General features: G+C 62.7%; 27 protein-coding genes. 13 read left to right on the forward strand and 14 right to left on the reverse strand.

What is annotated here, in order from left to right:
- Nucleotides 1–54 precede the first annotated feature (54 nt).
- Nucleotides 55–2,502, reverse strand: a complete 2,448-nt coding sequence (locus tag MNR02_RS10175) for a penicillin-binding protein 1A (protein ID WP_241596253.1) — start codon at nucleotides 2,500–2,502, stop codon at nucleotides 55–57.
- Between the two features lie 280 nt (nucleotides 2,503–2,782).
- Nucleotides 2,783–4,012, reverse strand: a complete 1,230-nt coding sequence (locus MNR02_RS10180) for an N-acetylmuramoyl-L-alanine amidase (protein WP_241946702.1) — start codon at nucleotides 4,010–4,012, stop codon at nucleotides 2,783–2,785.
- Nucleotides 4,013–4,644: 632 nt separating this feature from the next.
- On the opposite strand from MNR02_RS10180, the gene MNR02_RS10185 reads away from it, so the two are divergent.
- Together MNR02_RS10185 and MNR02_RS10190 are read left to right on the forward strand one after the other, a co-directional pair.
- A complete protein-coding gene (locus tag MNR02_RS10185) occupies nucleotides 4,645–7,533 on the forward strand; it encodes a ribonuclease E/G (protein WP_241946703.1) in 2,889 nt (962 codons plus the stop codon).
- A 141-nt stretch (nucleotides 7,534–7,674) separates the two neighbouring features.
- Nucleotides 7,675–8,439 carry an SDR family oxidoreductase gene (locus MNR02_RS10190; RefSeq protein ID WP_241946704.1) on the forward strand — a complete coding sequence of 255 codons (765 nt, stop codon included), beginning with the start codon at nucleotides 7,675–7,677 and terminating at the stop codon, nucleotides 8,437–8,439.
- A 75-nt stretch (nucleotides 8,440–8,514) separates the two neighbouring features.
- Here the strand turns inward: MNR02_RS10190 and MNR02_RS10195 are convergent, their stop codons facing one another.
- Entirely contained in the window at nucleotides 8,515–9,666 is a 1,152-nt protein-coding gene (locus MNR02_RS10195; protein WP_241946705.1) for a pyridoxal phosphate-dependent aminotransferase, read from the reverse strand.
- A gap of 206 nt (nucleotides 9,667–9,872) precedes the next feature.
- On the opposite strand from MNR02_RS10195, the gene MNR02_RS10200 reads away from it, so the two are divergent.
- The 5 genes from MNR02_RS10200 (at nucleotide 9,873) to aat (ending at nucleotide 13,678) form a co-directional block, all read left to right on the forward strand.
- Nucleotides 9,873–10,631 (forward strand): DsbA family protein, encoded by a 759-nt coding sequence (locus MNR02_RS10200; RefSeq protein WP_241946706.1) that lies wholly within the window; start codon nucleotides 9,873–9,875, stop codon nucleotides 10,629–10,631.
- Nucleotides 10,632–10,771: 140 nt separating this feature from the next.
- On the forward strand, nucleotides 10,772–11,209 hold the full coding sequence (gene aroQ / locus MNR02_RS10205) for a type II 3-dehydroquinate dehydratase (protein ID WP_241946707.1): 438 nt from the start codon (nucleotides 10,772–10,774) through the stop codon (nucleotides 11,207–11,209).
- 22 nt (nucleotides 11,210–11,231) lie between these two features.
- A complete protein-coding gene (accB, locus tag MNR02_RS10210; RefSeq protein WP_241946708.1) occupies nucleotides 11,232–11,693 on the forward strand; it encodes an acetyl-CoA carboxylase biotin carboxyl carrier protein in 462 nt (153 codons plus the stop codon).
- 10 nt (nucleotides 11,694–11,703) lie between these two features.
- A complete protein-coding gene (gene accC / locus MNR02_RS10215) occupies nucleotides 11,704–13,050 on the forward strand; it encodes an acetyl-CoA carboxylase biotin carboxylase subunit (protein ID WP_241596280.1) in 1,347 nt (448 codons plus the stop codon).
- Between the two features lie 13 nt (nucleotides 13,051–13,063).
- Nucleotides 13,064–13,678, forward strand: a complete 615-nt coding sequence (aat, locus tag MNR02_RS10220; RefSeq protein WP_241946709.1) for a leucyl/phenylalanyl-tRNA--protein transferase — start codon at nucleotides 13,064–13,066, stop codon at nucleotides 13,676–13,678.
- Nucleotides 13,679–13,859: 181 nt separating this feature from the next.
- Here aat and MNR02_RS10225 read toward each other — a convergent pair whose 3' ends face one another.
- The 4 genes from MNR02_RS10225 to gatB form a co-directional block, all read right to left on the reverse strand.
- The gene (locus MNR02_RS10225; RefSeq protein ID WP_241948854.1) at nucleotides 13,860–14,264 is read right to left on the reverse strand and encodes a DUF2155 domain-containing protein; all 405 of its coding nucleotides are present in this window, start codon (nucleotides 14,262–14,264) and stop codon (nucleotides 13,860–13,862) included.
- A 127-nt stretch (nucleotides 14,265–14,391) separates the two neighbouring features.
- Nucleotides 14,392–14,787 (reverse strand): NADH:ubiquinone oxidoreductase subunit NDUFA12, encoded by a 396-nt coding sequence (locus MNR02_RS10230; RefSeq protein WP_241946710.1) that lies wholly within the window; start codon nucleotides 14,785–14,787, stop codon nucleotides 14,392–14,394.
- Nucleotides 14,788–14,913: 126 nt separating this feature from the next.
- Nucleotides 14,914–15,414: a GNAT family N-acetyltransferase gene (locus MNR02_RS10235; RefSeq protein WP_241948855.1), complete on the reverse strand. Its 501-nt coding sequence runs from the start codon at nucleotides 15,412–15,414 to the stop codon at nucleotides 14,914–14,916.
- A 2-nt stretch (nucleotides 15,415–15,416) separates the two neighbouring features.
- Entirely contained in the window at nucleotides 15,417–16,919 is a 1,503-nt protein-coding gene (gatB, locus tag MNR02_RS10240; RefSeq protein ID WP_241946711.1) for an Asp-tRNA(Asn)/Glu-tRNA(Gln) amidotransferase subunit GatB, read from the reverse strand.
- A gap of 130 nt (nucleotides 16,920–17,049) precedes the next feature.
- On the opposite strand from gatB, the gene MNR02_RS10245 reads away from it, so the two are divergent.
- The 4 genes from MNR02_RS10245 to MNR02_RS10260 all read left to right on the forward strand — a co-directional run bounded on the left by MNR02_RS10245 (nucleotide 17,050) and on the right by MNR02_RS10260 (nucleotide 19,288).
- A complete protein-coding gene (locus tag MNR02_RS10245) occupies nucleotides 17,050–17,355 on the forward strand; it encodes a DUF1294 domain-containing protein (protein ID WP_241596292.1) in 306 nt (101 codons plus the stop codon).
- Nucleotides 17,356–17,410: 55 nt separating this feature from the next.
- Nucleotides 17,411–17,854, forward strand: a complete 444-nt coding sequence (locus MNR02_RS10250; RefSeq protein ID WP_241946712.1) for an Rrf2 family transcriptional regulator — start codon at nucleotides 17,411–17,413, stop codon at nucleotides 17,852–17,854.
- A gap of 81 nt (nucleotides 17,855–17,935) precedes the next feature.
- On the forward strand, nucleotides 17,936–18,838 hold the full coding sequence (locus MNR02_RS10255; protein ID WP_241946713.1) for an NAD(P)/FAD-dependent oxidoreductase: 903 nt from the start codon (nucleotides 17,936–17,938) through the stop codon (nucleotides 18,836–18,838).
- A 192-nt stretch (nucleotides 18,839–19,030) separates the two neighbouring features.
- Nucleotides 19,031–19,288 (forward strand): YjhX family toxin, encoded by a 258-nt coding sequence (locus MNR02_RS10260; RefSeq protein WP_241946714.1) that lies wholly within the window; start codon nucleotides 19,031–19,033, stop codon nucleotides 19,286–19,288.
- Nucleotides 19,289–19,321: 33 nt separating this feature from the next.
- Here MNR02_RS10260 and MNR02_RS10265 read toward each other — a convergent pair whose 3' ends face one another.
- From MNR02_RS10265 to MNR02_RS10285, 5 genes are all read right to left on the reverse strand, one after another.
- The gene (locus MNR02_RS10265; protein ID WP_241596304.1) at nucleotides 19,322–19,834 is read right to left on the reverse strand and encodes a GNAT family N-acetyltransferase; all 513 of its coding nucleotides are present in this window, start codon (nucleotides 19,832–19,834) and stop codon (nucleotides 19,322–19,324) included.
- A 313-nt stretch (nucleotides 19,835–20,147) separates the two neighbouring features.
- Entirely contained in the window at nucleotides 20,148–21,629 is a 1,482-nt protein-coding gene (gene gatA / locus MNR02_RS10270; RefSeq protein WP_241946715.1) for an Asp-tRNA(Asn)/Glu-tRNA(Gln) amidotransferase subunit GatA, read from the reverse strand.
- 18 nt (nucleotides 21,630–21,647) lie between these two features.
- Complete coding sequence (locus MNR02_RS10275) at nucleotides 21,648–22,112, reverse strand: GNAT family N-acetyltransferase (RefSeq protein WP_241946716.1); 465 nt, start codon at nucleotides 22,110–22,112, stop codon at nucleotides 21,648–21,650.
- Nucleotides 22,113–22,115: 3 nt separating this feature from the next.
- A complete protein-coding gene (gatC, locus tag MNR02_RS10280) occupies nucleotides 22,116–22,403 on the reverse strand; it encodes an Asp-tRNA(Asn)/Glu-tRNA(Gln) amidotransferase subunit GatC (RefSeq protein WP_241596313.1) in 288 nt (95 codons plus the stop codon).
- A 104-nt stretch (nucleotides 22,404–22,507) separates the two neighbouring features.
- On the reverse strand, nucleotides 22,508–23,212 hold the full coding sequence (locus MNR02_RS10285) for a metal-dependent hydrolase (RefSeq protein ID WP_241946717.1): 705 nt from the start codon (nucleotides 23,210–23,212) through the stop codon (nucleotides 22,508–22,510).
- Between the two features lie 111 nt (nucleotides 23,213–23,323).
- Here MNR02_RS10285 and MNR02_RS10290 point away from each other — a divergent pair, with 111 nt between their 5' ends.
- Nucleotides 23,324–23,620, forward strand: coding sequence for an alkylphosphonate utilization protein (locus MNR02_RS10290; RefSeq protein ID WP_241946718.1), 297 nt, complete (start codon nucleotides 23,324–23,326; stop codon nucleotides 23,618–23,620).
- An 11-nt stretch (nucleotides 23,621–23,631) separates the two neighbouring features.
- Nucleotides 23,632–24,117, forward strand: coding sequence for a Holliday junction resolvase RuvX (gene ruvX / locus MNR02_RS10295; protein WP_241946719.1), 486 nt, complete (start codon nucleotides 23,632–23,634; stop codon nucleotides 24,115–24,117).
- Here the strand turns inward: ruvX and MNR02_RS10300 are convergent.
- Together MNR02_RS10300 and MNR02_RS22920 are read right to left on the reverse strand one after the other, a co-directional pair.
- Nucleotides 24,063–24,389 carry a DUF6105 family protein gene (locus MNR02_RS10300; protein WP_241596324.1) on the reverse strand — a complete coding sequence of 109 codons (327 nt, stop codon included), beginning with the start codon at nucleotides 24,387–24,389 and terminating at the stop codon, nucleotides 24,063–24,065. The genes ruvX and MNR02_RS10300 overlap by 55 nt on opposite strands.
- The gene (locus tag MNR02_RS22920) at nucleotides 24,386–24,517 is read right to left on the reverse strand and encodes a hypothetical protein (RefSeq protein ID WP_256464450.1); all 132 of its coding nucleotides are present in this window, start codon (nucleotides 24,515–24,517) and stop codon (nucleotides 24,386–24,388) included. Before MNR02_RS22920 ends, MNR02_RS10300 begins: the two co-directional genes overlap by 4 nt.
- Nucleotides 24,518–24,715 lie beyond the last annotated feature (198 nt).

Consider the following 24,715-nt stretch of genomic DNA (forward strand, 5'->3'; position numbering starts at 1 on the left):
GGGCGGGCGCGGATGTAAACCCCCGCGCCCGCCCTCATAGGGATGCGATATGGATCAGAACAAGCCGCCGCTGCCGCCTGTCACGGCCTGGTTCGCCTGCGGCGAGCTCTTCAGGATTTCCTCCGGCGTCGCATACTCGTCGCCGCCGATGACGGAGAACACATCGGCCGGCCCCGTGCCGGGCTTGAAGGCCTCCATGATGGTGTCGGGCTCGCCTTCATAGGCCTGCATGCCGGTCTTTCGGTTGACGGCGATGAACTGCATGCCCTCGGGCACGATGAACTTCGTGGGACGCGTACCTTCGATCGCGGCCTGCATGAACTCGTTGAAGATCGGCGAAGACAGCGAGCCGCCGGTTGCGCCGCGGCCCATGGGCGCCGGGCTGTCGAAACCGATATAGAGGCCGGCCACCAAATCCGGCGTATAGCCGACGAACCAGGCATCCTTCTCGTCGTTGGTCGTGCCGGTCTTGCCGGCGACCGGACGGTCGAGCTTGATCTTGCCGGCGGCGGTGCCGCGCGTGATGACGCCTTCCATCATCGAGGTGATCTGGTAGGCGGTCATCGGGTCGAGAACCTGCTCGCGATTGTCGACAAGCTCGGGCTCGGCCTGGTTTTCCCAGTCATTGGCGTTGCAGTTTTCGCAGGTGCGCTCTTCGTGGCGGAAGATCGTCTTGCCGTAGCGGTCCTGAATACGGTCAATCAGCGACGGCTTGATCTGCTTGCCGCCATTCGCCAGCACCGCATAGGCCGAGACCATGCGCAGAACCGTCGTCTCGCCGGAGCCAAGCGACATGGCCAGAACCGGCAGCATCTTGTCGTAGATGCCGAAGCGCTCGGCATATTCGGCGACGAGATTCATGCCCATGTCGTTGGCAAGGCGAACGGTCATCAGGTTGCGCGAGCGCTCAATGCCAAGGCGCAGCGTCGACGGGCCGGCCGAGCCGCCGCCGTAGTTCTGCGGACGCCAGACCTGACCGCCGGCGACCATCTCGAACGGCGCATCCATGATCACCGACGCCGGCGTATAACCATTGTCGAGCGCGGCAGCGTAGACGAACGGCTTGAAGGAGGAGCCGGGCTGGCGCATCGCCTGGGTGGCGCGGTTGAATTCCGACTGACCGTAGGAGAAGCCACCGACCATGGCGAGCACGCGGCCCGTATGCGGATCCATGGCGACGAGGCCGCCCTGCACCTTGGGCGGCTGACGCAGGCGGTAGCCGCCATCGTCGGTCGGCTCGACATAGACGACATCACCAACCTCAAGCACGCCCGCCGGCGATTTCGCCGTCTTGCGGTCTCCCTTTGCGGAGCGATAGGCCCAGGTCATGCTCTTGGCTGCAATGCGGCCGGTCACACGCTGCTCGACGACCTTGCCGGATGCGTCCTTGCCCGGCTGGAGGCCGATATCGGCGCCGCTATCGTCAGCAGACAGCACGACGGCGAGCTTCCATTCCGGTACATCGGAGAAGGCATCGACCTTGGCGAGCTCCACGCCCCAGTCACCACCGATCTGGATGGTCTTGATCGGGCCGTGGAAACCGCGACGTTCGTCATAGCTGATCAGGCCGTGCTGCAGCGCCTTGCGCGCAGCGACCTGGATGCGCGGATCCAGCGATGTGCGTACCGATAGACCGCCTTCGTACAGCGCATTGTCGCCGTAACGCTCGATGATCTGGCGGCGGACCTCTTCGGAGAAGTAGTCGGAGGCAAAGAGATAGGTACCGCGGTGGCGCGGCGTTACGCCGAGCGGCTGGGTCTTGGCGTCGGCGCCGTCGGTCTGGGTAATGTAGCCATTCTCAACCATGCGGTCGATGACCCAGTTGCGGCGCTCAAGCGCGGCCTCGGTCCTGCGGAACGGATGGTAATTGGACGGGCCCTTGGGCAGCGCGGCGAGATAGGCGGTCTCGGCGATCGTCAACTCCGTGACGGACTTGTCGAAATAGGTGAGTGCGGCGCCGGCGATGCCGTAGGAATTCAGGCCGAAGAAGATTTCGTTGAGATAGAGCTCGAGAATACGGTCCTTGGAATAGGCCTGCTCGATGCGGAACGAGAGGATGGCTTCCTTGACCTTGCGGTCTATCGTCTGGTCGGACGAGAGCAGGAAGTTCTTGGCGACCTGCTGCGTGATCGTCGATGCACCGACAGGACGGCGGCCCGAGCCCATGTTCTGGAGGTTGACGACGATGGCGCGGAACAGGCCGGTCACGTCGACGCCCGGATGCTGATAGAAATTCTTGTCTTCCGCAGACAGGAAAGCAGCCTTCACCCGGTCGGGAATGGCCTGGATGGGCAGGTAGAGACGGCGTTCGCGGGCATATTCGGCCATCAGCGCGCCATTGCCGGCGTGAACACGCGTCGTCACCGGCGGTGCGTAGCTGTTCAAGACCTCATAATCGGGAAGATCCTTGGTGACACTTCCGAGATAAAGGGCGACCGCGCCTGCCACGACGAGGAAGAAGACGGCGCCAATCCCGAAGAAATATCCAATCAGTCTGATCATGAGCCAGTTACCGATGCCTTATATCTTTATAATTTCATCGCGCGGACCTGCCGCCCGGTTCTCAACCGACATGACGATATGCGTCACGCCGGTACTCTGAAGACGAGTCACGCCCCAATTTTCTCGAACCCGTCTAGCGATCGGAATGTGAGGAAAATAGGGCTTTACAGCATGCTCGACCGCTTCGCCACCGCACATTGGCGACCGTTGTCACTTTTCCGGCACAGCGGGCAGACTAGCATATTGCGAATGGCCGCGCCTCGACTATCGCACGAAAGGCTTAACCGCCGTTGGAAGCGACGGTGGTGCGATAATCCTTGACAGCCTCTGCGATGAGGCCGGCGACCTTCTTCTGCCATGCCGGATCGGTCAGAAGCTGCTCGTCCTCCTTGTTCGACATGAAGCCGAGTTCGAGCAGGATCGACGGCACGTCCGGCGCCGTCAGCACGCGAAAACCGGCGTGCCGGTGCGGGTTGTTGATGAGCAGGACCTGGTCCTTGAACTTGCCGACGACACTCTGCGCGAGGCTGATGGAGAAGGCCTGCGTCTCGCGCCGCGTTAGGTCGAGTAGAATGTCGGCAACCTCGGCGGGTTCATCGACGAAGGCGATGCCGGCAATCTGGTCGGACAGGTTTTCGCGCTCTGCAAGACTTGCCGCAAGGCTGTCGGAGGCCTTGTCGGAGATCGTATAGACCGTGGCGCCGCGGATATCCTTCTGTCGCAGCGTATCGGCGTGGATGGAGATGAGGAGGTTTGCGCCTTCACTGCGCGCAAGCTGCACGCGCTGCGAGAGCGAAAGGAACTCATCCTTGTCCCTCGTCAGGATGGCACGCGTATCGGGCAGCGCGTTCAGCGCTTCCGCCAGCTGCCTGGCGAAAGCGAGCGTGACATGCTTCTCCTCCATCTTGGTGACGCCGCCGCGAGCGCCGTTATCGATGCCGCCGTGACCGGCGTCGACCGCGATGACGAAAGGGCCGTCGGACTTGCTACCGGGCAGCTGGACCGGCACGTCGCCGCCGGCCGGCACGGACACTTCCTTCCAGCTCTGCTTTTCCATCTGCGCCTGAAAGACCGTCTCGGTGACGATGGCCGCGTCGATGACCAGCCGGTGGCTGGATGCCCCCTCCTCTGGCTGGACCTCCGCCAGCGCGACGCCGACCGGGCGGGTGGCCGTCAAAACGATGCGGGAGCGGCCCGCGGCCATCGCACCGTAGCGGATATCCGTGAAGATGCCGCGCGCCTCCAGCTCCTCCGCCTTGATGCCGAAATCCGTCTGCGGCAGGTCGATGAGGATACGGTAGGGATTGGCGACGTAGTGCACCTCGAAATCGGGCTTGCGGTCGAAATCGATGATCAGGCGGGTGCGTGCGTCATCACCGGCAATGCGGGCGGCAAAGGCGAGGAGCGGTGATGTATCCGCAAATGCCGTTGCAGGCGCGCAAAGCAGCAGCACGGCCAGAAGCAGGCGGCAGGCAAAGCGGAAAAATCTGTCGTTCAGGGAGCTTGGCATCACCACTGGCAGTCCGTTCAAACGCGTGAAAACCGCGCGGCGCGGTGCAGGACGAGGCCTATAGATGCTATCATATGGTTAATCAAACCTTGCCATCCCGGGCATACGCTGCAAGCGCGCACACAGACCGGCAATTTCATCAAGATTATGACAACAGGGCTTTTCCCTTGCCATTGTGACATATCCGCCATAAAAGCAAAATCAGGGAGAAAGAACAGACGGGATAGAATCGCTTAGAGCAGGCAGCCAATCCATCGGAACTTGGCGCCGAACCGGGCCTTCATCCGCCGTCGCAAACCTTTTTCCCGGCCGATTAGATCGCGTAAACCGGCGGTGGCCGGAACAGTCAAGGTGGGTATCCACCGCTCGCCCTTACCAAAGGGCATTTCATCGGACCGAACAGGTCTATGGCACTGGCATTCTCGTTGGACGTTGATGTTGTCACGGCGGATTCATTCAGAGGGTAACAGGCAACGGGACGCTCGCGTGCCGGCCTCCCCTCGTCCGCTTACCCCTCACCGGGGCCCGACGAGACTTTACTTATCCGGCGCATCCCTCTCCTCCCCCGGCTCGTTCCCATCAGGGAAAAGCTCGCCGCCAGGATTGCGGCTGCGCCGAGGAGCACAATTTAAATGGCAGAGAAAATGCTTATCGACGCGTCTCACTCCGAGGAGACGCGGGTTGTCGTTGTACGCGGGAACCGCATAGAAGAGTTCGACTTCGAATCCGAACACAAGAAACAGATCCGCGGCAATATCTACCTTGCCAAGGTGACGCGCGTGGAGCCCTCGCTCCAGGCCGCTTTCGTCGACTACGGCGGCAACCGCCACGGCTTCCTGGCTTTCGCCGAAATCCACCCCGACTACTACCAGATCCCGCTCGCCGACCGTCAGGCGCTGCTGAGGGCCGAAGCAGAAGATCACCGCCGCGATGACGACATCGAGCCGGTCGAGACCGCCCCGCGCACTTCCGGCGCCAGCGACAATGACTCGGTTGCCGATACCATCGAAGCTGTGGAAGCCGAAGCGGTAGAAGCCGTCGAGGAAGTCCAGGCCGAGCCCGCCGCCGAGCCGGAAGTTGTCGAGGCATCGGCCGATCTCGCCGCAGAGCCCGAAGTTCCCGCCGAAAAGCCGAAGAAGGCGCGCCGTCCCCGCAAGGCCAAGGCGAAGGCCGAAGAGGCTCCGGCCGCCGAGGAAGCCGCGCCGTCCGAAGGCAGCGACGACGAGACCCCGGGCGGCGCCATGGCCATGGCGGTCGATACGGACGAAGTATCCGAGCCTGCCGAGCGCAAGCGCGGCCGCCGCCATCGTGAAGATGACGACGATGACGACGATCACAACGGCGAAGAGAAGGAAGTCATCGAATCCGTCGGCGCCGAAGACGCCATGGAAGAGGTTCCGGACCGCGTGAGCCGCAAGCCGCGCAAGCAGTACCGCATCCAGGAAGTCATCAAGCGCCGCCAGATTCTGCTCGTGCAGGTCGCCAAGGAAGAGCGCGGCAACAAGGGCGCGGCTCTCACCACCTACCTGTCGCTCGCAGGCCGTTACTCGGTGCTGATGCCGAACACGGCGCGCGGCGGCGGCATTTCCCGCAAGATCACCAACCTGCAGGATCGCAAGCGCCTGAAGGAAATCGCCCGCGACCTCGAAGTTCCGCAGGGCATGGGCGTCATCCTGCGCACGGCCGGTGCCAACCGCACCCGCGTCGAGGTCAAGCGCGACTTCGAATATCTGATGCGCCTTTGGGAAAACGTCCGCACGCTGACGCTCGCCTCCACGGCGCCCTGCCTCGTCTATGAGGAAGGCTCGCTGATCAAGCGCTCGATCCGCGACCTCTACAACAAGGATATCAGCGAGATCGTCGTTGCCGGCGAAGAAGGCTACCGCGAAGCGAAAGCCTTCATGAAGATGCTGATGCCGAGCCACGCGAAGGTCGTTCAGCCTTATCGCGATGTGCATCCGATCTTCTCGCGCTCGGGCATCGAAGCGCAGCTCGACCGCATGCTGCAGCCGCAGGTCACACTGAAGTCCGGCGGCTACATCATCATCAACCAGACCGAAGCGCTCGTTTCGATCGACGTCAACTCCGGCCGCTCGACTCGCGAGCACTCCATCGAGGAGACCGCGCTCCAGACGAACCTGGAAGCAGCGGAAGAAGTGGCACGTCAGCTGCGCCTGCGCGACCTTGCCGGCCTCGTCGTCATCGACTTCATCGACATGGAGGAGAAGCGCAACAACCGGGCCGTCGAGAAGCGCCTGAAGGATCACCTCAAGAACGACCGCGCACGCATCCAGGTCGGCCGCATCTCGCATTTCGGCCTGCTCGAAATGTCGCGCCAGCGCATCCGCGCTTCGGTCCTCGAATCCACGATGCAGACCTGCCCGCACTGCAACGGCACGGGCCATATCCGCTCGCAGTCATCCGTTGCGCTGCACGTTCTGCGCGGCATCGAGGAATATCTCCTCAAGAACACGACGCACAACATCGCCGTCCGCACGACGCCCGATATCGCGCTCTACCTGCTCAACCACAAGCGCGGCACGATCATCGATTATGAAGGCCGCTTCGGCGTCGCCATTCTCATCGATGCGGATGCCCATGTCGGCGCGCAGCATTTCGCAATCGACCGTGGCGAGCCTGTCGAGAACCCGGTCAAAATCGAGCAGATTCTGCATTTCGAGCCTGAACCCGAAGACGATGACGTCGTGATCGAGGACGAGATCGACGAGGAAGAGGAAGAAGCAGCACGCCCGGCAGCAGCCGCGGCAGCGCCGCAGTCTTCGGCATCCGATGAAAACGGCCGCAAGCGCAAGCGTCGCCGCCGTCGTCGCGGTCGTGGTCGTGAAAACGGCGACGGCGCCGATACCGCCTCCTTCGGCGGCGAACAGGCCGGTGACGAAGATGCACTGGATGACGACGAGGAAGGCGATGCCGAGGGCCATGAGGGCGTGGATGCGGCCAAGGCCGACCAGTCTTCGGAAGACGGCTCGGATCGCCGCAAGCGGCGTCGCCGCGGCAAGCGCGGTGGTCGTCGCAACCGTCCGGAAGATGGCAGCGTCGAAGCTTCGGCCGATGATTCCGATGAGGATGGCGATGACAGCGAAGGCGAGACCGAAGAGGTCGCAGCCGTCGAGGTCGCCATCACCGAAGTCGCCGCCCCTGCCGAGGAAACTCCAGTCGAGGCTGCAGTAGAGGAAGAGGCACCGGCAAAGCCCAAGCGTGCACGCCGCAGCCGCGCCAAGGCCAAGGAAGAGGCCGTGACCGACGAGGTTGCCCGCAGCGAAATCGAAGCGCAGCCTGTGGCTGTCGTGGAAGAGGCCGCAGCCCCGGCAGAGCCCGAGGTCGAAGAGGCTTCCGAAGACCTCGATGCTCCGGCCAAGCCGACCCGTGCCAACCGCGATATCACCAAGATCGCCTCGGAGCCCGTCGTGAAGTCGTCCACTGCCAAGGAGACGCCTTCGGACGCCGAAGCCGATAAGCCCAAGAAGGGTGGCTGGTGGCAGCGCCGCGGGTTCTTCTGAGAACCCGAGCAATTCTGATTTCAAAAGGCCCGGTTTCGACCGGGCCTTTTTCGTCTGGATGGCTCCCACGCCGGAATCGGGTGGTTGCCGGGCTCCTCGTCTGCGACTGCATGCGCGTCAGACACAGCAAGGAGACATTCCATGACAAGCCTTTCCGGCAAGGTCGCCATCATCACCGGTGCCAGTTCGGGCATCGGCCGCGCCGCCGCCCAGCTTTTCGCCCGAGAGGGTGCCACCCTCATCCTGTCCGCGCGCGGCCTAGACCGGCTTGAGGCCGTCGCGCAGGACATCCGCGCGCAGGGTGGCACGGCGATCGCGATATCCGGTGACGTAGGCGAGGAGGCGCACCACGGAGCTCTCGTCGCTGCGGCGCAGGCAGAGTTCGGCGGCCTCGATATCGCTTTCAACAATGCCGGCACAACAGGGCCTGTCGGCGCGCTTCCCACGCTTTCGCTTGCCGAATGGCAGGCCGTCGTCAACGTCAATCTCACCAGCGGTTTTCTTGCGGCGAAGCATCAGTTGCCCGCGATGGAAGCGCGCGGCGGCGGCTCCATTGTGTTCACCTCGACATTCGTCGGATATACGGCTGGCTTTCCCGGATTAGCTGCCTATGCCGCGTCGAAATCGGGCCTCATCGGCCTCACCCAGGTTCTCGCTTCGGAATATGGGCTAAAGGGCATTCGTGTGAACGCACTCCTGCCCGGCGCGACCGATACGCCGATGGGGCGCCACGTCGCCAATACGCCGGAGGCGTTGGATTTCGTGGCTGGGCTCAATGTCTTCAAGCGCATTGCCGCTCCGGAAGAAATTGCCGAAGCCGCACTCTTCCTGTGCTCGGATGCGGCCAGCTTCATGACCGGTACGGCAATGCTGGTGGACGGCGGCGTGTCGATCAACCGCATCTGAGAAAACGATTCAGGTGCTTGAGAGATAGAGTCCGCGGATCACAGCAAGTCCCTGAAGCAGAATCGCTTTACCCCATCAGGCCAGCCAACGCGCGAGGCGGTCGACCGCCTCGCTCATCTCCTCGAATGCACCGGCATAGGAGAAGCGCATGGTGTGGTCGCCGTCCCGTGGATCGAAGTCGATGCCGGGCGTGGCGGCCACATCGGTTTCGGCCAGCATGCGGCGTGCGAAAGCCATGCTGTCATTGGTAAAGCGACTCACATCCACATAGGCGTAGAATGCGCCGTCCATGGGTGACGCGATGGAAAAGCCGATCTCGGGCAGGCGCTTCACCAGGAAATCTCGGTTCACACGGTAGGCATCGCGATAGACATTCAGCTCGGCCTCAGCCCCCAGCGCTGCTTCCGCCGCGATCTGCGACAGTTCCGGCGCCGAGATATAGAGACTTTGCGCAATACGCTCGACGGGGCGCGCCAGCGCCGTGGGCAGCACCATCCAGCCGATGCGCCAGCCGGTCATGCAGTAATATTTCGAGAACGAGTTGATGATGACCGCATCCTCGCCGAACTGCAGCGCTGTCGCCTCCTCACCCACAAACGTCAGCCCGTGATAAATCTCGTCTGAGATGAAGGCGATGCCATTGTCGCGGCAGTACGCGGAAAGGGCGGCGAGATTGGCCCTGCCCGTCACCGTGCCGGTGGGGTTCGCCGGGCTTGCCAGGAGCACGCCGTCGATGCGCCCGTGAAGGGAAGCCGCGGCCTCCAGCGCTTCCGGCGTCAGGGTGAAGCCGTTCTCCGCATTTACCTCGATCTCCACCGTCTCGATACCGAGTGCTGCGAGAATGTTGCGGTAGGCCGGATAGCCAGGGCGTGCGATGGCGACGCGATCACCGGCATCGAACAGCGCAAGGAAGGCCAGGTTGAAACCGGCGGAGGAGCCCGTGGTGATGGCGATGCGGGCGGGATCGACCGTCACGCCGTGGCGGCGCTGATAGAAATCCGCAATGGCGCTGCGCAGAGACAGAAGGCCAAGCGCGTCCGTATAGCCGATGCGGCCCACGTCGAGAGCGCGGCGCGCGGCCTCTCGCGCGGCGTGCGGCGCAGGGTGGACGGGCTGGCCGACCGCCATGGAAATGACGGGCCGGCCGGCGGCGCGCCGCTTTGTCGCCTCGGCAAGGACGTCCATGGCATGGAATGGTTCGACGGCGCCGCGTGCGGAGAGCTTCATGAGGTTGCCTTTTGCTTCCTGACTGCGGCTTTCCTGCCGCAAGACGCCGACATTCACAATCCCGCGAGGGCCGAAAATCCGCCGCTTTTTACCTGTCGTTTGCTTCACCGCGCCCATAAGGTCGTTGAAAGTGGCCGCGCGCGCATTGACGCGCCGGTGCGGCCAATGGCACTTCTGCTGCGCATCACGACGAGGACAGGACAGACATGACTTTCAAGACGAAGCTCGCGGCCACCGTAGCCCTTACACTTGCGGTCGCGGCCCCCCTTCCGGCGCTTGCCCTCGACGATGCGCAAAAGAAGGAAATCGGCGACTTCATCAAGGAGTACCTGGTCGAAAACCCCGAAGTCCTCCTCGAAGCGCAGGAAGCCCTGCAGAAGAAGCAGGAAGCGCAGCAGCAGGCAAAGGCCCAGTCCGCGATCACAGACAATACGAAGGCGATCTATAACTCGCCCTACGATATCGCGCTCGGCAATCCCAAGGGCGATGTGACGATCGTCGAGTTCTTCGATTACAATTGCGGCTACTGCAAGCGCGCCCTCTCCGACATGGAAGATATCCTGAAGGACGACAAGAATGTCCGCTTCGTCCTGAAGGAACTTCCGATTCTCGGTCCCGATTCGCTGGCCGCCCACAAGGTCAGCGCCGCCGTGCGCGATCTTGCACCGGAAAAGTATGGCGAGTTCCACCGCACGCTGCTCGGCGGCGAAGGCCGCGCGACGGAGGAAAGCGCCATAGCGCTCGCCGCCAGCCTCGGCATTTCCGAAGCAGATGTCCGCAAGACGATGACCGAGAAGCCGCATGACGATGCGGTGCGTCAGGCCTATTCGCTGGCCAACGATCTCGGCATTACCGGCACCCCCTCCTATGTCGTGGGCGAGGAAATGGTCTTCGGCGCCGTCGGATCGGACGACCTGCGCGAAAAGATCGCCAATGTCCGCGCCTGCGGAAAGGCGAGCTGCTGACAGCCGCCATCTTCTGGCCGTGTTGGAGCCTAACCGCTTGTGGACACGTCCCTTCGACCGGGAAAGCCCGCGCCTTGGGGCTTTCCCTGCGCAGACCGCCGGTCTATAGGTAATCCTCCATCCAGAATGCGGAATTTCGAATGGCTTCAATACTTTTCGTGCTCAACGGCCCCAACCTGAACGCACTCGGCAAACGCGAGCCCGGCATTTATGGCGGCCAGACGCTTGCCGATATCGAGGCGCTGTGCAGGGCCGAAGGCGAGAAGCTGGGCTTTGCCGTCGATTTCCGCCAGTCCAACCATGAAGGCGACCTTGTCGACTGGATTCACGAGGCCGGCGATGTCGCCGCCGGCGTCGCGATCAATGCCGGCGCCTACACGCATACCTCGATTGCGCTTCACGATGCGATCCGCGCCGTGAAGACACCGGTGGTCGAGCTGCACCTTTCCAATGTGCATGCCCGCGAAGACTTCCGCCACAAATCGATGATCGCACCCGCCGTGAAGGGCGTGATCTGCGGTTTCGGTGCGCAGAGCTACGTCCTGGCGCTCCATGCGCTTTCATCCATCACGAAATAAGAAGAACCAGAGGCTCATTCCCATGGCTGACAAGAAAAACGGCATCGATCAGGCCCTGATCCGCGATCTCGCCAATATCCTCAACGAGACGGACCTGACCGAGATCGAAGTGGAGCAGGATGAACTGCGCATCCGCGTCTCGCGCGCCGGAACGCCGCAATATGTCCAGGCGCCGATGGCCGCTCCGGCTCCCGTTGCCGCCCCGGCTGTGAGCGCCGCCGTCGCCCCCGCGGTCGACGCGCGCAACAACAAGAACGCCGTCACGGCGCCGATGGTCGGCACGGCTTACCTCTCTCCCGCCCCGGGCGCCCGCCCCTTCATCGAAGTCGGCGCGACGGTCAAGGAAGGCCAGACCATTCTCATCATCGAAGCGATGAAGACGATGAACCAGATTCCGGCGCCGCGTTCGGGCAAGATCACCGAAATCCTCGTTCAGGATGCAAGCCCGGTAGAATATGGCGAACCGCTGATCGTCATCGAGTAAGGCGGGTCCCATGATCTCCAAAGTCCTCATTGCCAACCGCGGCGAAATCGCCCTCCGGGTCCTTCGGGCCTGCAAGGAGCTCGGCATTGCGACGGTCGCCGTGCATTCCACGGCTGACGCCGATGCCATGCATGTGCGCCTCGCCGACGAAAGCGTGTGCATCGGCCCGCCGCCGTCGCGCGAAAGCTACCTCAACATCCACCAGATCGTCGCCGCCTGCGAAATCACCGGCGCCGACGCCGTGCATCCGGGCTACGGCTTCCTGTCGGAGAACGCCAAGTTCGCCGAGATTCTGGACGCACACGGCATTACCTTCATCGGCCCGACGGCTGAACATATCCGCATTATGGGTGACAAAATCACCGCCAAGCAGACGGCGCAGGAACTCGGCATTCCCGTCGTTCCTGGTTCCGACGGCGAGGTGAAGCCGGAGAACGCGCTGGAAGTTGCCCGCAAGATCGGCTTTCCCGTGCTCATCAAGGCCACCGCCGGCGGCGGCGGTCGCGGCATGAAGGTCGCCAAGACCGAGGCCGATCTCGAGGAAGCCGTCTCCACGGCACGTTCGGAGGCGCTCGCCGCCTTCGGCAACGACGCCGTCTACATGGAAAAGTATCTCGGCAAGCCGCGCCACATCGAAATCCAGGTGGTCGGCGACGGCATGGGCAATGCGGTGCATCTCGGAGAGCGTGACTGCTCGCTGCAGCGGCGCCACCAGAAGGTCTGGGAAGAAGCCAATTCCCCGGCACTCAATGTCGAACAGCGCATGAAGATCGGCCAGGTCTGCGCAGACGCCATGAAGAAGCTGAAGTATCGCGGTGCCGGCACGGTCGAATTCCTCTACGAGAACGGCGAGTTCTATTTCATCGAAATGAACACGCGCCTCCAGGTGGAACACCCGATCACGGAAGCGATCACCGGCATCGATCTCGTGCATGAACAGATCCGCGTCGCTTCCGGCGCCGGCCTGTCCGTCACACAGGAAGACATCGTCTTCTCAGGCCATGCCATCGAGTGCCGAATCAATGCCGAGGACCCGCGCACCTTTGTTCCCTCCCCGGGCACGATTACGCATTTCCATGCGCCCGGCGGTCTTGGCGTGCGCGTCGATTCGGGTGCTTATCAGGGCTACAAGATTCCGCCCTACTACGACAGCCTGATCGGCAAGCTCATCGTGCACGGTCGCACGCGTGTCGAATGCATGATGCGCCTGCGCCGCGTGCTCGACGAGTTTGTCATCGACGGGATCAAGACGACGCTGCCGCTGTTCCAGGACCTCATCGGCAACCAGGACATAGCCAACGGCGACTATGACATCCACTGGCTGGAAAACTATCTGGCCAGCACGACCGACGCCTGAGAGGCGTTGGGCAATGGCAAGGCGTCGCGGCAGCAACCCGGAAATAACGCCGGAACTTCTGCTGCGCGCCTATTCCATCGGGCTCTTCCCGATGGCCGATTCGGCCGATGACCCGGAGCTCTTCTGGGTCGAGCCGGATGTGCGGGGAGTCATCCCGCTTGACGGGTTCCACGTCTCGCGCAGCCTCGCCAAGGTTATCCGCCAGAAGCCCTTCGACATTCGTTTCGACACCGCCTTCGACGCCGTGGTCGCAGCTTGCGCACAGGCCGCGCCGGATCGGCCGTCAACCTGGATCAACGCAAAGATCAAGTCGCTGTACGGCACGTTGCATCGCATGGGCCACGCCCATTCGGTCGAGGCATGGGAAGGTGACCAGCTCGTCGGCGGGCTCTACGGCGTGTCGCTCGGCGCCGCCTTCTTCGGCGAGAGCATGTTCTCGCGCCGGACAAACGCCTCCAAAATCTGCCTCGTCCATCTCGTCGAGCGCCTGAAGGCGAACAGCTTTCGCCTGCTCGACACGCAGTTTACCACCGATCACCTGAAGACGTTCGGAGCGATCGACGTGCCGAAAATCGACTATGAGGACATGCTGGCGAACGCTCTCGCCTCGCCACACCTGCCGTTCTGAGACGATGAGTTTTGCGGTGAGGGCATGAATTCTCGGCTCAAGTCCGAGGATGACGCCAGAAGATAAGCGACAAACATAGAAACGGCACCGCATGCCACGCCGTTTGACGGAGGCGGGCCACACTCCCTCCCCTCCGTTATCCTTGCACTTAGCTTAGGATCCACCGCCGCGAACGGGGCCTTTACTGCACCTTCGCTTCGGAATCGTCTGGCGGCGGCACATCGGACTTGGCCTTGCATTCGGTGAGCCAGACGTCATAGACGGGGTGCTCTACGGCGTTGAGGCCGGGGCTGTCAGCGAACATCCAGCCGGTAAAGATGCGGCGAATCTTGCGGTCGAGCGTGATTTCGTCGACTTCGACGAAAGAGGTGATCTTCTGCGCTTCTGTATCGTCGCGGCTGTAGCAGACCTTCGGGGTCACCTGGAGGGCGCCGAACTGGACGGTCTCGCCGATATAGACATCGAAGCTGGTAATGCGCCCGGTAATCTTGTCGATGCCGGAGAAGACGGCAACCGGGTTCTCGATACGGGCCGCCTCGGCCGTGACCGGCGCAAGGGCAGATCCGACAGCCACCGTCGCCAGCATGACCGAAAGGAACCGCCTGCCGGCGCCTGTCCGCGAAAACCCTGATGTCATGAAAGCCGTCTCCTGCGATCTGTGCCGGCATTCGCCGGCCGCTTCGGGCTACCGGCGAAATGTGGCCAAATCGGTATCAGTTACCCGGCGTCCAGGCGTCATAATCACCCGTGACGCGCGGACGCTCGCCGGTTGCGGCAAGCGACCCCGGCGGACGGTAGGCTTCGGACGTACCGGTCGGATTGGCGCGATGCGTCTTTTGCCATTCGCGCGGCTTGTAGTCCTCGTCGGCGGGCGAAACGTCGGTGCGGTGATGCATCCAGCCGTGCCAGCCGGCCGGAATGGCGGAGGCGTCGGCATAGCCATTGTAGATCACCCAGCGGCGCGTGCGGCCTTCGGAGTCCTTGCCACCCTGATAATAGACGTTGCCGAACTCGTCCTGCCCGACCTTCGTGCCGAAGCGCCAGGTATGAAAGCGGGTTCCGATCGTCTGACCGTTCCACCAAGTGAAGATCTGCGTGAGAAGGCTCATGGCTGGCGTCCTTGGCAGGGCCATGCCGAAACACGGCCCGAGACTGATATTTTCTCTGCTTATGGCGCGACAGGGTGTGAATGTCCAGCGATTCCCGCGCCTTCGCCCACGGCTTTTCGCCGCGGATCAGCCGCCGAGCGGCTTCTCGTAGACATGAAGCGGCACGCCGGAAACATCGTCTGCGGTGTGCTTTGTCTCGCCAACCTTGACGAAACCGTGTGCGGCATAGAAGGCCACGGCCGCATCGCTGCGTGGGTCGACCTCAACCAACATGGCGTTCGCATCGGGAAAGCAGGTTTCGAGCTCCGCGAACATGTCACGTCCGATGCCCTGGCGCTGATAGCGCGGCAGGACATAGAGCTGGTGAAGAATGGCCGTCTTCGGCCGGTCCTTCGCCATGCCGGCATAGCCCATGCCGGCAAACGCCTTGCCGTCGTCGGCGACGACGAACTCGCTGTCCTTGCGCTCCAGCCGGGCCTTCAGCGCCGGCACGGAATGCCAGCGCGCCGTGATCTCGCTCACCTTGTCGGCACCGTAGAGCGCGTCATAGGTCGCGTGCCACGTCTCCGACAGCAGCTCGCTGACTTTTGCCAGGTCGCGCTCCGACGCGGTGCGAACGAAGAACACCATTATTCCTCGATACCGAGCTTGGTTTTGACCAGGGCCTGAACGGCTTGCGGGTTGGCCTTGCCACCCGTCGCCTTCATGACCTGGCCGACGAACCAGCCGGCAAGCGTGGGCTTGGCCAGGACCTTGGCAACCTGATCGGGGTTGGCGGCGATGATCTCGTCGACCGCCTTTTCGATGGCCCCGGTATCCGTCACCTGCTTCATACCGCGCACCTCGACGATCTCGACAGGGTTGCCACCCTCGTTCCAGACGATTTCGAAGAGATCCTTGGCGAGCTTGCCCGAGATCGTGCCATCCTTGATCAGATCGATGATACCGCCGAGCTGATCGGGGGAAACCGGAGTCTCTTCAATGTCTTTGCCGGCTTTGTTCAAGGCACCCAGCAGGTCGTTGATCACCCAGTTCGCGGCAATCTTGCCGTCGCGGCCGGCGGCCACCGCCTCGAAATAATCGGCGATCGCCTTTTCGGAGACGAGCACCGAGGCGTCGTAGACCGAAAGACCGAGATCCTTGACGAAACGGATCTTCTTGTCGTCGGGCAGTTCCGGCAGGTCGGCGAGCAGCTTACCGACGAATTCATTGTCGAACTCCAGCGGCAGCAGGTCCGGATCGGGGAAATAGCGATAATCGTGCGCGTCTTCCTTCGAGCGCATGGAGCGCGTCTCGCCCTTGCCGGGATCGAACAGACGCGTTTCCTGGTCGATGGAACCGCCATCCTCGAGAATGCCGATCTGGCGACGGGCTTCATACTCGATCGCCTGGCCGATAAAGCGGATGGAGTTGACGTTCTTGATTTCGCAGCGCGTGCCGAAGGCCTCACCGGGGCGGCGCACGGAAACGTTGACGTCGGCGCGCATGGAGCCCTCGTCCATATTGCCGTCGCAGGTGCCCAGATAGCGCACGATGGAGCGCAGTTTCGTCATATAGGCCTTTGCCTCGTCCGACGATCGCATGTCTGGCTTGGAGACGATCTCCATCAGCGCCACGCCGGAGCGGTTGAGATCCACATAGGACATGGTCGGATGCTGGTCGTGCATCGACTTGCCGGCGTCCTGCTCCAGGTGAAGGCGCTCGATGCCGATCTCGATATCCTCGAAATTGCCGTGACGATCAGGGCCGAGCGAAATGACGATCTTGCCCTCGCCGACGATCGGGTCCTTGAACTGCGAGATCTGGTACCCCTGCGGCAGGTCCGGATAGAAGTAGTTCTTGCGGTCGAAGATCGAGCGGTGATTGATCTGCGCCTTCAGGCCAAGACCGGTGCGCACGGCCTGCCTGACGCATTCCTCGTTGATGACGGGCAGCATGCCGGGCATGGCGGCATCGACGAGCGAGACATTGGCATTCGGCGCCTTGCCAAACTGCGTGGAAGCGCCGGAAAACAGCTTCGAACTCGAAAGGACCTGTGCGTGCACCTCCATGCCGATGATGACTTCCCAGTCGCCTGTGGCGCCGGGGATCAAGCGTTTCGGATCGGGAGTGCGGACGTCGACGAGGGTCATTTTTAGGCTCTTGCTGTGGTGTCTTCGGTGTTGTCTCGGTAGAACATATGGACAGGCGGCGCAAGGATTTCAGCTGATGCCACCGGCCTTCATTAGCAAGCCGGCAAGGTTGTGCGGCTAAAAGGGTGTCATGGGCACGCCGGCAACGCTTCTGATCATCTTCCTCCTCTTCAACGTCGTGACGTTCTGCGTCTACTGGTGGGACAAGGAAGCGGCGCGCGACGGTCATTGGCGCGTTTCCGAAGCGCGCCTGCTGCAACTCGCCTTCTTCGGCGGCAGCCTCGGTGCCTTTGCCGCGCAACGCCTGTTGCGGCACAAAACCCGCAAGGAGCCCTTTCGCACGCTACTCCTGGCGATCCTTATTCTGCATGCCGCCCTGGTTCCCGCAGCGCTGATCTTCGGCCCCGACCTCCAACGACTGTTGCTTGCCGGCTGACATCATATCCCGCCGCTTATTGACATCCATCATTATTCGTAACTATTATTGTTACATGAAAAGAAACAGCCGCCTTTCCGCCGTGCTTCATGCACTCATGCATATGGCCGAACGCAAGGAGCCGATGACGTCGGACGATCTTGCGCGCTGCCTCGACACCAACGCCGTCGTCGTCCGGCGCACCATGGCCGGACTTCGTGACGCCGGGATCGTGCAGTCCGGCCGCGGCCATGGCGGCGGCTGGCACTTTGCCCGACCGCTCGCCGAAATCTCTCTGCTCGACATCTACAATGCGCTTGGCGAACCGATCGTCTTCCAGATCGGCCCGGCGACGGAGATGCCGGGCTGCGTTGTCGAGCAATCCGTCAACCGGGTGATCGGCGACGCCCTGAAGGATGCGGAAGCCATCCTGATGGCGCGCTTTGCCGGCTCGACGCTGGCCGATCTCGCCGCCGACTTCCGCGCGGCGGCGAAACACTGCCGGGCCGATACAGGCTAAGGCAGCACTCCCCGCATCCTCATCAAACGACCGGCATGTGCCGGGCGAAGGATGCCGCACGCTCACATGAAAGGACCGATCATGACCGAAGATGCCATCATCATCGGCGGGGGCTTTGCCGGCCTGTCCGCCGCCATGCAGCTTGCCCGCGCCCGGCGCCGCGTCACAATTCTTGACACGGGCCTGCCGCGCAACCGCTTCTCTGCGCACTCGCACGGCTTTCTCGCCCAGGACGGCCGGCCGGGTGCGGATATCCTCGCGGATGCCCGCCGCCAGCTTGCCGCCTACGAAACCGTCACGTTCCGGACGACATCGGCCGAAACCCTGAACGGAGAACGGGATGCCTTTACCGTCGTCACCGGCGATGGCGGGCAGATCGACGCGCGCCGCGTTCTACTCTCCACCGGCTTCGAGGACCAGTTGCCTGATATTCCCGGCCTTCCCGAACGCTGGGGCAAGACGGTGCTGCATTGCCCGTACTGCCATGGATATGAAGTGGGCGGCGGGCCGGTCGGCGTCCTGGCGCGCACGTCCGAGGCCGCGCGCTTTGCCGCCGTCGTTGCCGACTGGGGCGATGTCACGCTCTTCACCAATGCGGTGCCGGAGCCGGACGAGAAGGATCTGGCGGTGCTTGAGGCGCGCAATGTGAAGCTGCGGCCTGGCCGCGTAACGGCTGTCACGGACGGGCCTGGCGGGATGCTTGCTGTCGAGACAGGTCCCGGTATTCCCACGCTGGTCAAGGCGCTGTTCGTCAGCCCGGAAGCCCGAGTGCGCAGCGACATACCGCGGGATCGCGGCCTGGAACTGAAGGCCACGCCGATCGGCAACATCCTCCAGACCGACGATATGGGGCAGACGTCCCTGCCCGGCCTCTATGCCGCCGGCGACATTGCGCTTGGCCCCGCCAACATCGCGCTTGCTTCGGCCAATGGCGTGAAGACCGCCGTCTTCCTGCATCACTCGCTGATCTGGCCGTCACATTGACGATGCAGGATGTCGGATTTATCTAAGGGATATCCGCAAATGGAGTCTTGATGTCCAACTCGTCTGAGTCCCGCTAGAGACCCTGTACGCAGCTTTTGCGCACAGGGTCGGAAAAAACGCTGAACCCTGCCACCGACCGGTGGCGGAACGTTTTTTCGCGTTCGTTCGAACGCCAGACGGATTCCCACGACAATGGACATTTACCGCGCAGAACAGCGCATTCTGCACCTGCTCGCTCAGGGCGGCAGGATCGACATCGAAAAAGACGAGAACCGCAAGATCACCGCCGTCGCCTGCATCACGCGCGACGGATGGCGGGCGGGCGGGCTCGACATAGTGCTCTTTCGCAAGCTGAAGCGCCGGCGCTGCATCGCCTCGACCGGCGGCAGGCCCTATCGCATCACGCAACGCGGACTTGAACTGGTGCGATCGCAACTCGACAACCAGTGAGCGGGCGGAGGCGCGGCGAAGGCTGCGCCTCCTTCAAAACCCGCCCGGCCCGTAGCCAATCGGCAGATCGGCGACGAGCTGGCGGCGCAGGCCGATCGATTCGACATTGCGATCGAGACGCGGCGAGTAGTCGACGGAAAGCCAGTTCACCGAATAGCCGTGCTTCTGGAAGAAGGCGACGGCGGCAATGTTGCGCGCGTGGGTCTGGAGCCGGGATGCTTCGAAGCCCGCAGCGATGATTTCCGCCTCCATGGCTGCCAGCAGAGCGGTTCCCAATCCCTTCTTCTGCTGAAGGGGATCGATCCAGAGGTCGCTGATCTCGTCGTCGAGAGCCTCGCGCGCCGCCCAGCCCGCAGGCATACCGTCGGCCTCGGCCACGCTGACATGCAGCCAATGGCCGGGCAGGAACTGCTCGAAGGCGTTGCGGGCATGGTCGCGCCGGACCTGGAGATCGGCAACCCCGACCACGGCCTGTTCCCACGCCCTCGTGCCGATTTCGACAAGCGTTGCGACATCGCCTTCACGGGCATTGCGAACAATGATCATGCGCCAGACCTCTTCGGTACGATGAAAGCACCATCGGCGTGAGTCGGCGATAGACCGGCAGGGCTATCCACGGAGATGATGCATCCCGAAACGAGACCGTTCGGCACTCGGCCGGGCGATCCCCTACCTGTCGCAAAGCTGGAGGAGGTCGTCCATCCGTTGCCATCCGCACCGGCTGAACGACCGGGAGGGCGCGTTTGTTAGCGTTGGGATGTGGTTCAAGCGGAAAACGGCGCAAAGCGGCTGCCGTAACGGCAACTATTGCCGTTACGGGACAACTTTTCGGATGCTTGGCGTGTCGAGGGAAGAGCCCCTACCACCATTTGGCCGGCGTGAAGCGGCCGGCGGCCTGCTCGATGACATGGGCCGTCCGGAAGAGGCTTTCCTCGTCGAAAGGCTTGCCGATGAGCTGGAGGCCGAGCGGCAGGCCCTTGTGATCAAGCCCGGCGGGAACCGACAGGCCCGGCAGGCCAGCCATGTTCACCGTCACCGTGAAAATGTCCTGAAGGTACATCTTGACCGGATCGGACGCGAGTTCCTCGTCGGCGATGCCGAAGGCCGACGACGGGGTCGCGGGGGTCAGGATGGCGTCGACGCCGGCATTGAATACCAGCTCGAAATCGCGCTTGATCAGCGTGCGCACCTTCTGGGCCTGCAGGTAGTAGGCGTCGTAATAGCCGGCCGACAGCACATAGGTGCCGATCATGATGCGACGCTTCACTTCCGTGCCGAAGCCGGCGGCGCGCGTCTTCTCGTACATGTCGACGATGTCCTTTCCGTCAACGCGCAGACCGTAGCGCACGCCGTCATAGCGGGCGAGGTTCGACGAGGCTTCCGCCGGCGCGACGATGTAATAGGCCGGCAGGGCATATTTCGTGTGCGGCAGCGAGATGTCGACGATTTCAGCGCCGGCGTCCTTCAGCCAGGCGATGCCCTGCTGCCAGAGCGCCTCGATCTCATCCGGCATACCATCGACGCGGTATTCGCGCGGGATCCCGATACGCATGCCCTTCAGCGACTGGCCGAGAGACGCTTCGTAGTCCGGCACCGGCCGGTCGACGGAGGTCGTGTCCTTGGCATCGACGCTCGCCATGGACTTCATCAGGATCGCAGCGTCGCGAACATCGCGTGCGATCGGGCCGGCCTGATCGAGCGACGAGGCGAAGGCGACGATGCCCCAGCGCGAGCAACGGCCATAGGTCGGCTTGATGCCGACGGTGCCGGTGAAGGCTGCCGGCTGGCGGATCGAGCCGCCGGTATCTGTCGCGGTCGCACCTCCGCAAAGGAACGCGGCGACAGCTGCGGCCGAACCGCCGGACGAACCGCCCGGCACCAGATCGGCGTTGGAGCCGTTAGCGCGCCACGGGTTCTTCACGGCACCGTAATAGGAGCTTTCGTTGGACGAGCCCATGGCAAACTCATCCATGTTGAGCTTGCCGAGCATGACGGCGCCGTCGTTCCAGAGGTTCTGGGTGACGGTCGATTCGTATTGCGGCTTGAAGCCGTCAAGGATGTGGCTGCAGGCCTGCGTGTGCACGCCTTCGGTGGCAAACAGGTCCTTGATGCCGAGGGGGATGCCTTCAAGCGCCCCGGCCTTGCCTTCGGCAATGCGGGCATCGGAAGCCTTCGCCATCTCGCGCGCCCTTTCCGGCGTCACGGCGACATAGGCATTGATTGCCGGATTGGCCGCCTCGATCGCGGAAAGATACGCGTCCGTCAGCTCGACCGCCTTGATCTCCTTGGCGGAGAGCTTTTCGCGGGCTTCGGCAATGGTCAGGCGGGTCAGGTCGGTCATGGGTGCGGTCACTTCAGGTCAGGCAGCAGAAAGCTGCTTTTGATAGAATATGGAATAGGGTGAATCCGGGTAGTCGAGCACGGGTCCGCAGCGGGTGAAGCCCGCCTTTTCGTAGATCGCCCATGCCGCCGGATGCTGGTCCCCCGTTTCGAGAACGAGCGTCTTCAGTCCTTCCCGTTCGGCGGTTTCCAGGATCTTTTCGAGCATACGCCGACCGACGCCTTGCCCCTGCCAGGCCGGCCGGGTGAACATGCGTTTCACCTCGCCAATCGTGTCGGAGTGGCGCTTCAGCGCGCCGCAGCCGATAGCGGTGTCGCCGTCGCGTGCGATCCAGACCGTCACAGTCGGGTCAGCCATCTCCTCGACAGTGAGGTGATAGCACGCCTCCGGCGGCGACAGCGCAAGCAGCGCCGTGTCCAGCTCTGCGATCAGCGTGCGAACCTCATCCGTGAGCGGGCTTTCGACGTCGATGGTGACGGTCAAGGATTACTCCACAACCTTCGGAACCTGGAAGAAGTTGCGGTCAGTGGCCGGGGCGTTGGCGACGATCGCATCGGCCTTGTTGCCGTCATTGACGATGTCCTGGCGCTTGCGCATCTCCATCGGCATGACGGAGGTCATTGGCTCGACACCCTCGACATTGACCTCGGACAGCTGCTCGACGAAGCCGAGGATACCGTTGAGTTCGCCGGTCATACGGTTTGCCTCTTCCTCGCTGACGGCGATGCGGGCAAGGCGCGCGACGCGCTTCACGGTGGCTAGATCTACGGACATGGCGGTCTCCGATGGGAAATTTCCCCTTCGCTATAATGACCAAGCCCAAGGGGCGCAACGGGGGAATGGCCGGTTCCACGCCCCCTCGCCCGATTTCCCGCCGTTCAGCGCGTGACGACACCGCCGACCTCAGGCACCTCGATGCGAGCGGACGCACCATCCATGGCTTGCACGAAAAGGTCCGCCGTCTGGTCGATGATCCCGAAGGAACCGTAGTGGCAGGGAATGACGGTACCGAACTTGAAGAAGCGCTGGCAGGCGAGTGCTGCCACGGCACCGCCCATGGTGAACCGGTCGCCGATCGGCACCAGGCCGATGTCCGGCTGGTGCAGCTCGTTGATCAGCGCCATGTCGGAAAAGATGTCCGTATCGCCCATGTGGTAAAGCGTCGGCTCATCCTCGAAATGCAGGACCAGACCATTGGCGCTGCCAAGCGAATGGGACGTGCCGTCCTCGGTGATCTGCGCGGACGAATGGAGCGCATTGACGAAGGTGGTCGAAAAGCCGTCGAAATGTACGGTGCCGCCGGTATTGCCCATATCGACATTCTCCACGCCCTTGGCGCCGAGCCAGGCGGCGAGATCGGCATTGGCGAGTACGGTTGCGCCGGTTTCCTTGGCGATCCCGATCGTGTCGCCGACGTGGTCGCCATGGCCGTGGGTGAGCAGGATATGGGTAAGGCCGGAAACGGCGTCCTTGCGCGTCGAATCGTCAAAGGCCGGATTGCCGGTAAAGAACGGGTCGATGAGGATTTTTGCCTTCGCCGTTTCGATGCGGAAAGCCGAGTGGCCGAGCCAGGTGATTTTCATGAACAGTCTCCGGTTTGGATTCGCCAGGCAATATAGTCGGCATGAAGGGCGTTTCCATCCGCCGCCGGATCGTTATAAGCGTGGCGCTCATGATTGAAGAAGGAGTTCGCCATGAGCGACGATGATTACATCTATGATGAAGCGACCGGCGAATGGCGCCCGGCTTCCGAGGTCGCGGCTGAAAAGGTTGCGCAGAATGCCGTGCATGACGCCGCCGGCAATGTACTGGCGGATGGCGATTCGGTCGTGCTCATCAAGGACCTGAAGGTCAAGGGTGCGGGCCAGACGCTGAAGCAGGGAACGGTGATCCGCTCGATCCGCCTCACGGACAACCCGGAAGAAATAGACTGCCGGCATGAAAGCATCCGCGGCCTGGTGCTGCGCACCGAATTCGTCCGCAAACGCTGAGAGGCTGCCCCATGGCGACGCTGACGCTGGAAGAACTGTCGCAGATCCTCGCCCCCGGGCAGCCCGTCGCCGGCCTCGACCTCGGCACCAAGACCATCGGTCTCTCGGTTTCCGATATCGGCCGGCGGCTCGCGACGCCCCGGCCGGTGCTGAAGCGCGTGAAATTCACGCAGGACGCCGAGTTGCTGCTGGCCTTTGCGGCAAAGGAGAAGATCGCCGCCTTTGTCATCGGCCTGCCGGTGAACATGGATGGCAGCGCCGGACCGCGCGTGCAGGCCACCCGCGCCTTCGTCCGTTCCATGTCGGAAAAAACAGATATTCCCTTCGTCTTCTGGGACGAACGGCTTTCGACGGTCGCGGCGGAACGTACGCTGATCGAAATGGATGTCTCGCGCAAGAAGCGGGCCGAGCGCATCGACTCGGCGGCCGCCTCCTTCATCCTTCAGGGCGCGCTGGACAGGCTTTCATCCCTGGCCAGGACGGCCGGCGCCGACTGACGGCGCGCCTGCCACCAGGCCGCAATCTTCTTGCGGCGGCGGAAGGCAATGATGCCGAGCACCAGGAAGCTGTCGAGGATGATGGCGCGTAGGACGAGCGGCGGAATGCTCTCCGGTGGAATGCCCAGAATGTGCCCGTAGATGCGGAACACCAGATCGTGGGCATCGCGTGTCAGCATGAAGATGCCGAAATTCATGTCGTAGTAGGAAAGCCCATACCAGCTGCCCAGCAGCGCGATCGGCCCCGCCCAGAGAATGAGGAACCATTTCATGCCGCCCTCCTCCGCGTTGCGAGAAGGTCCGTGGCGGCAAACAGCGTTTCGCTGATCGCCACGACCGCGACAAGAACGATGAGCGGAAGCACGATATCCACCGCCACGAAGGAAAACAGGGTCGTCATGACCGATATCCGGGCCGCCATGGCCATACTCATCACTCGCTACATGGTTAACAGCAGGTTAATGGCAGCTTTGCCGGTTAACCCTCTTCGCGCAACGCAAACCTGCGATTAAGGTTAATTTCCACACGGGCGGCGGTTGCGGCCGCCCTTGCCACCACCATCGCGACAGGGCATGAGCGGATAATCGTCTCCAGGCCC

The sequence above is a fragment of the Shinella sp. H4-D48 genome (assembly GCF_022637395.1).
GTDB lineage: Bacteria > Pseudomonadota > Alphaproteobacteria > Rhizobiales > Rhizobiaceae > Shinella > Shinella sedimenti.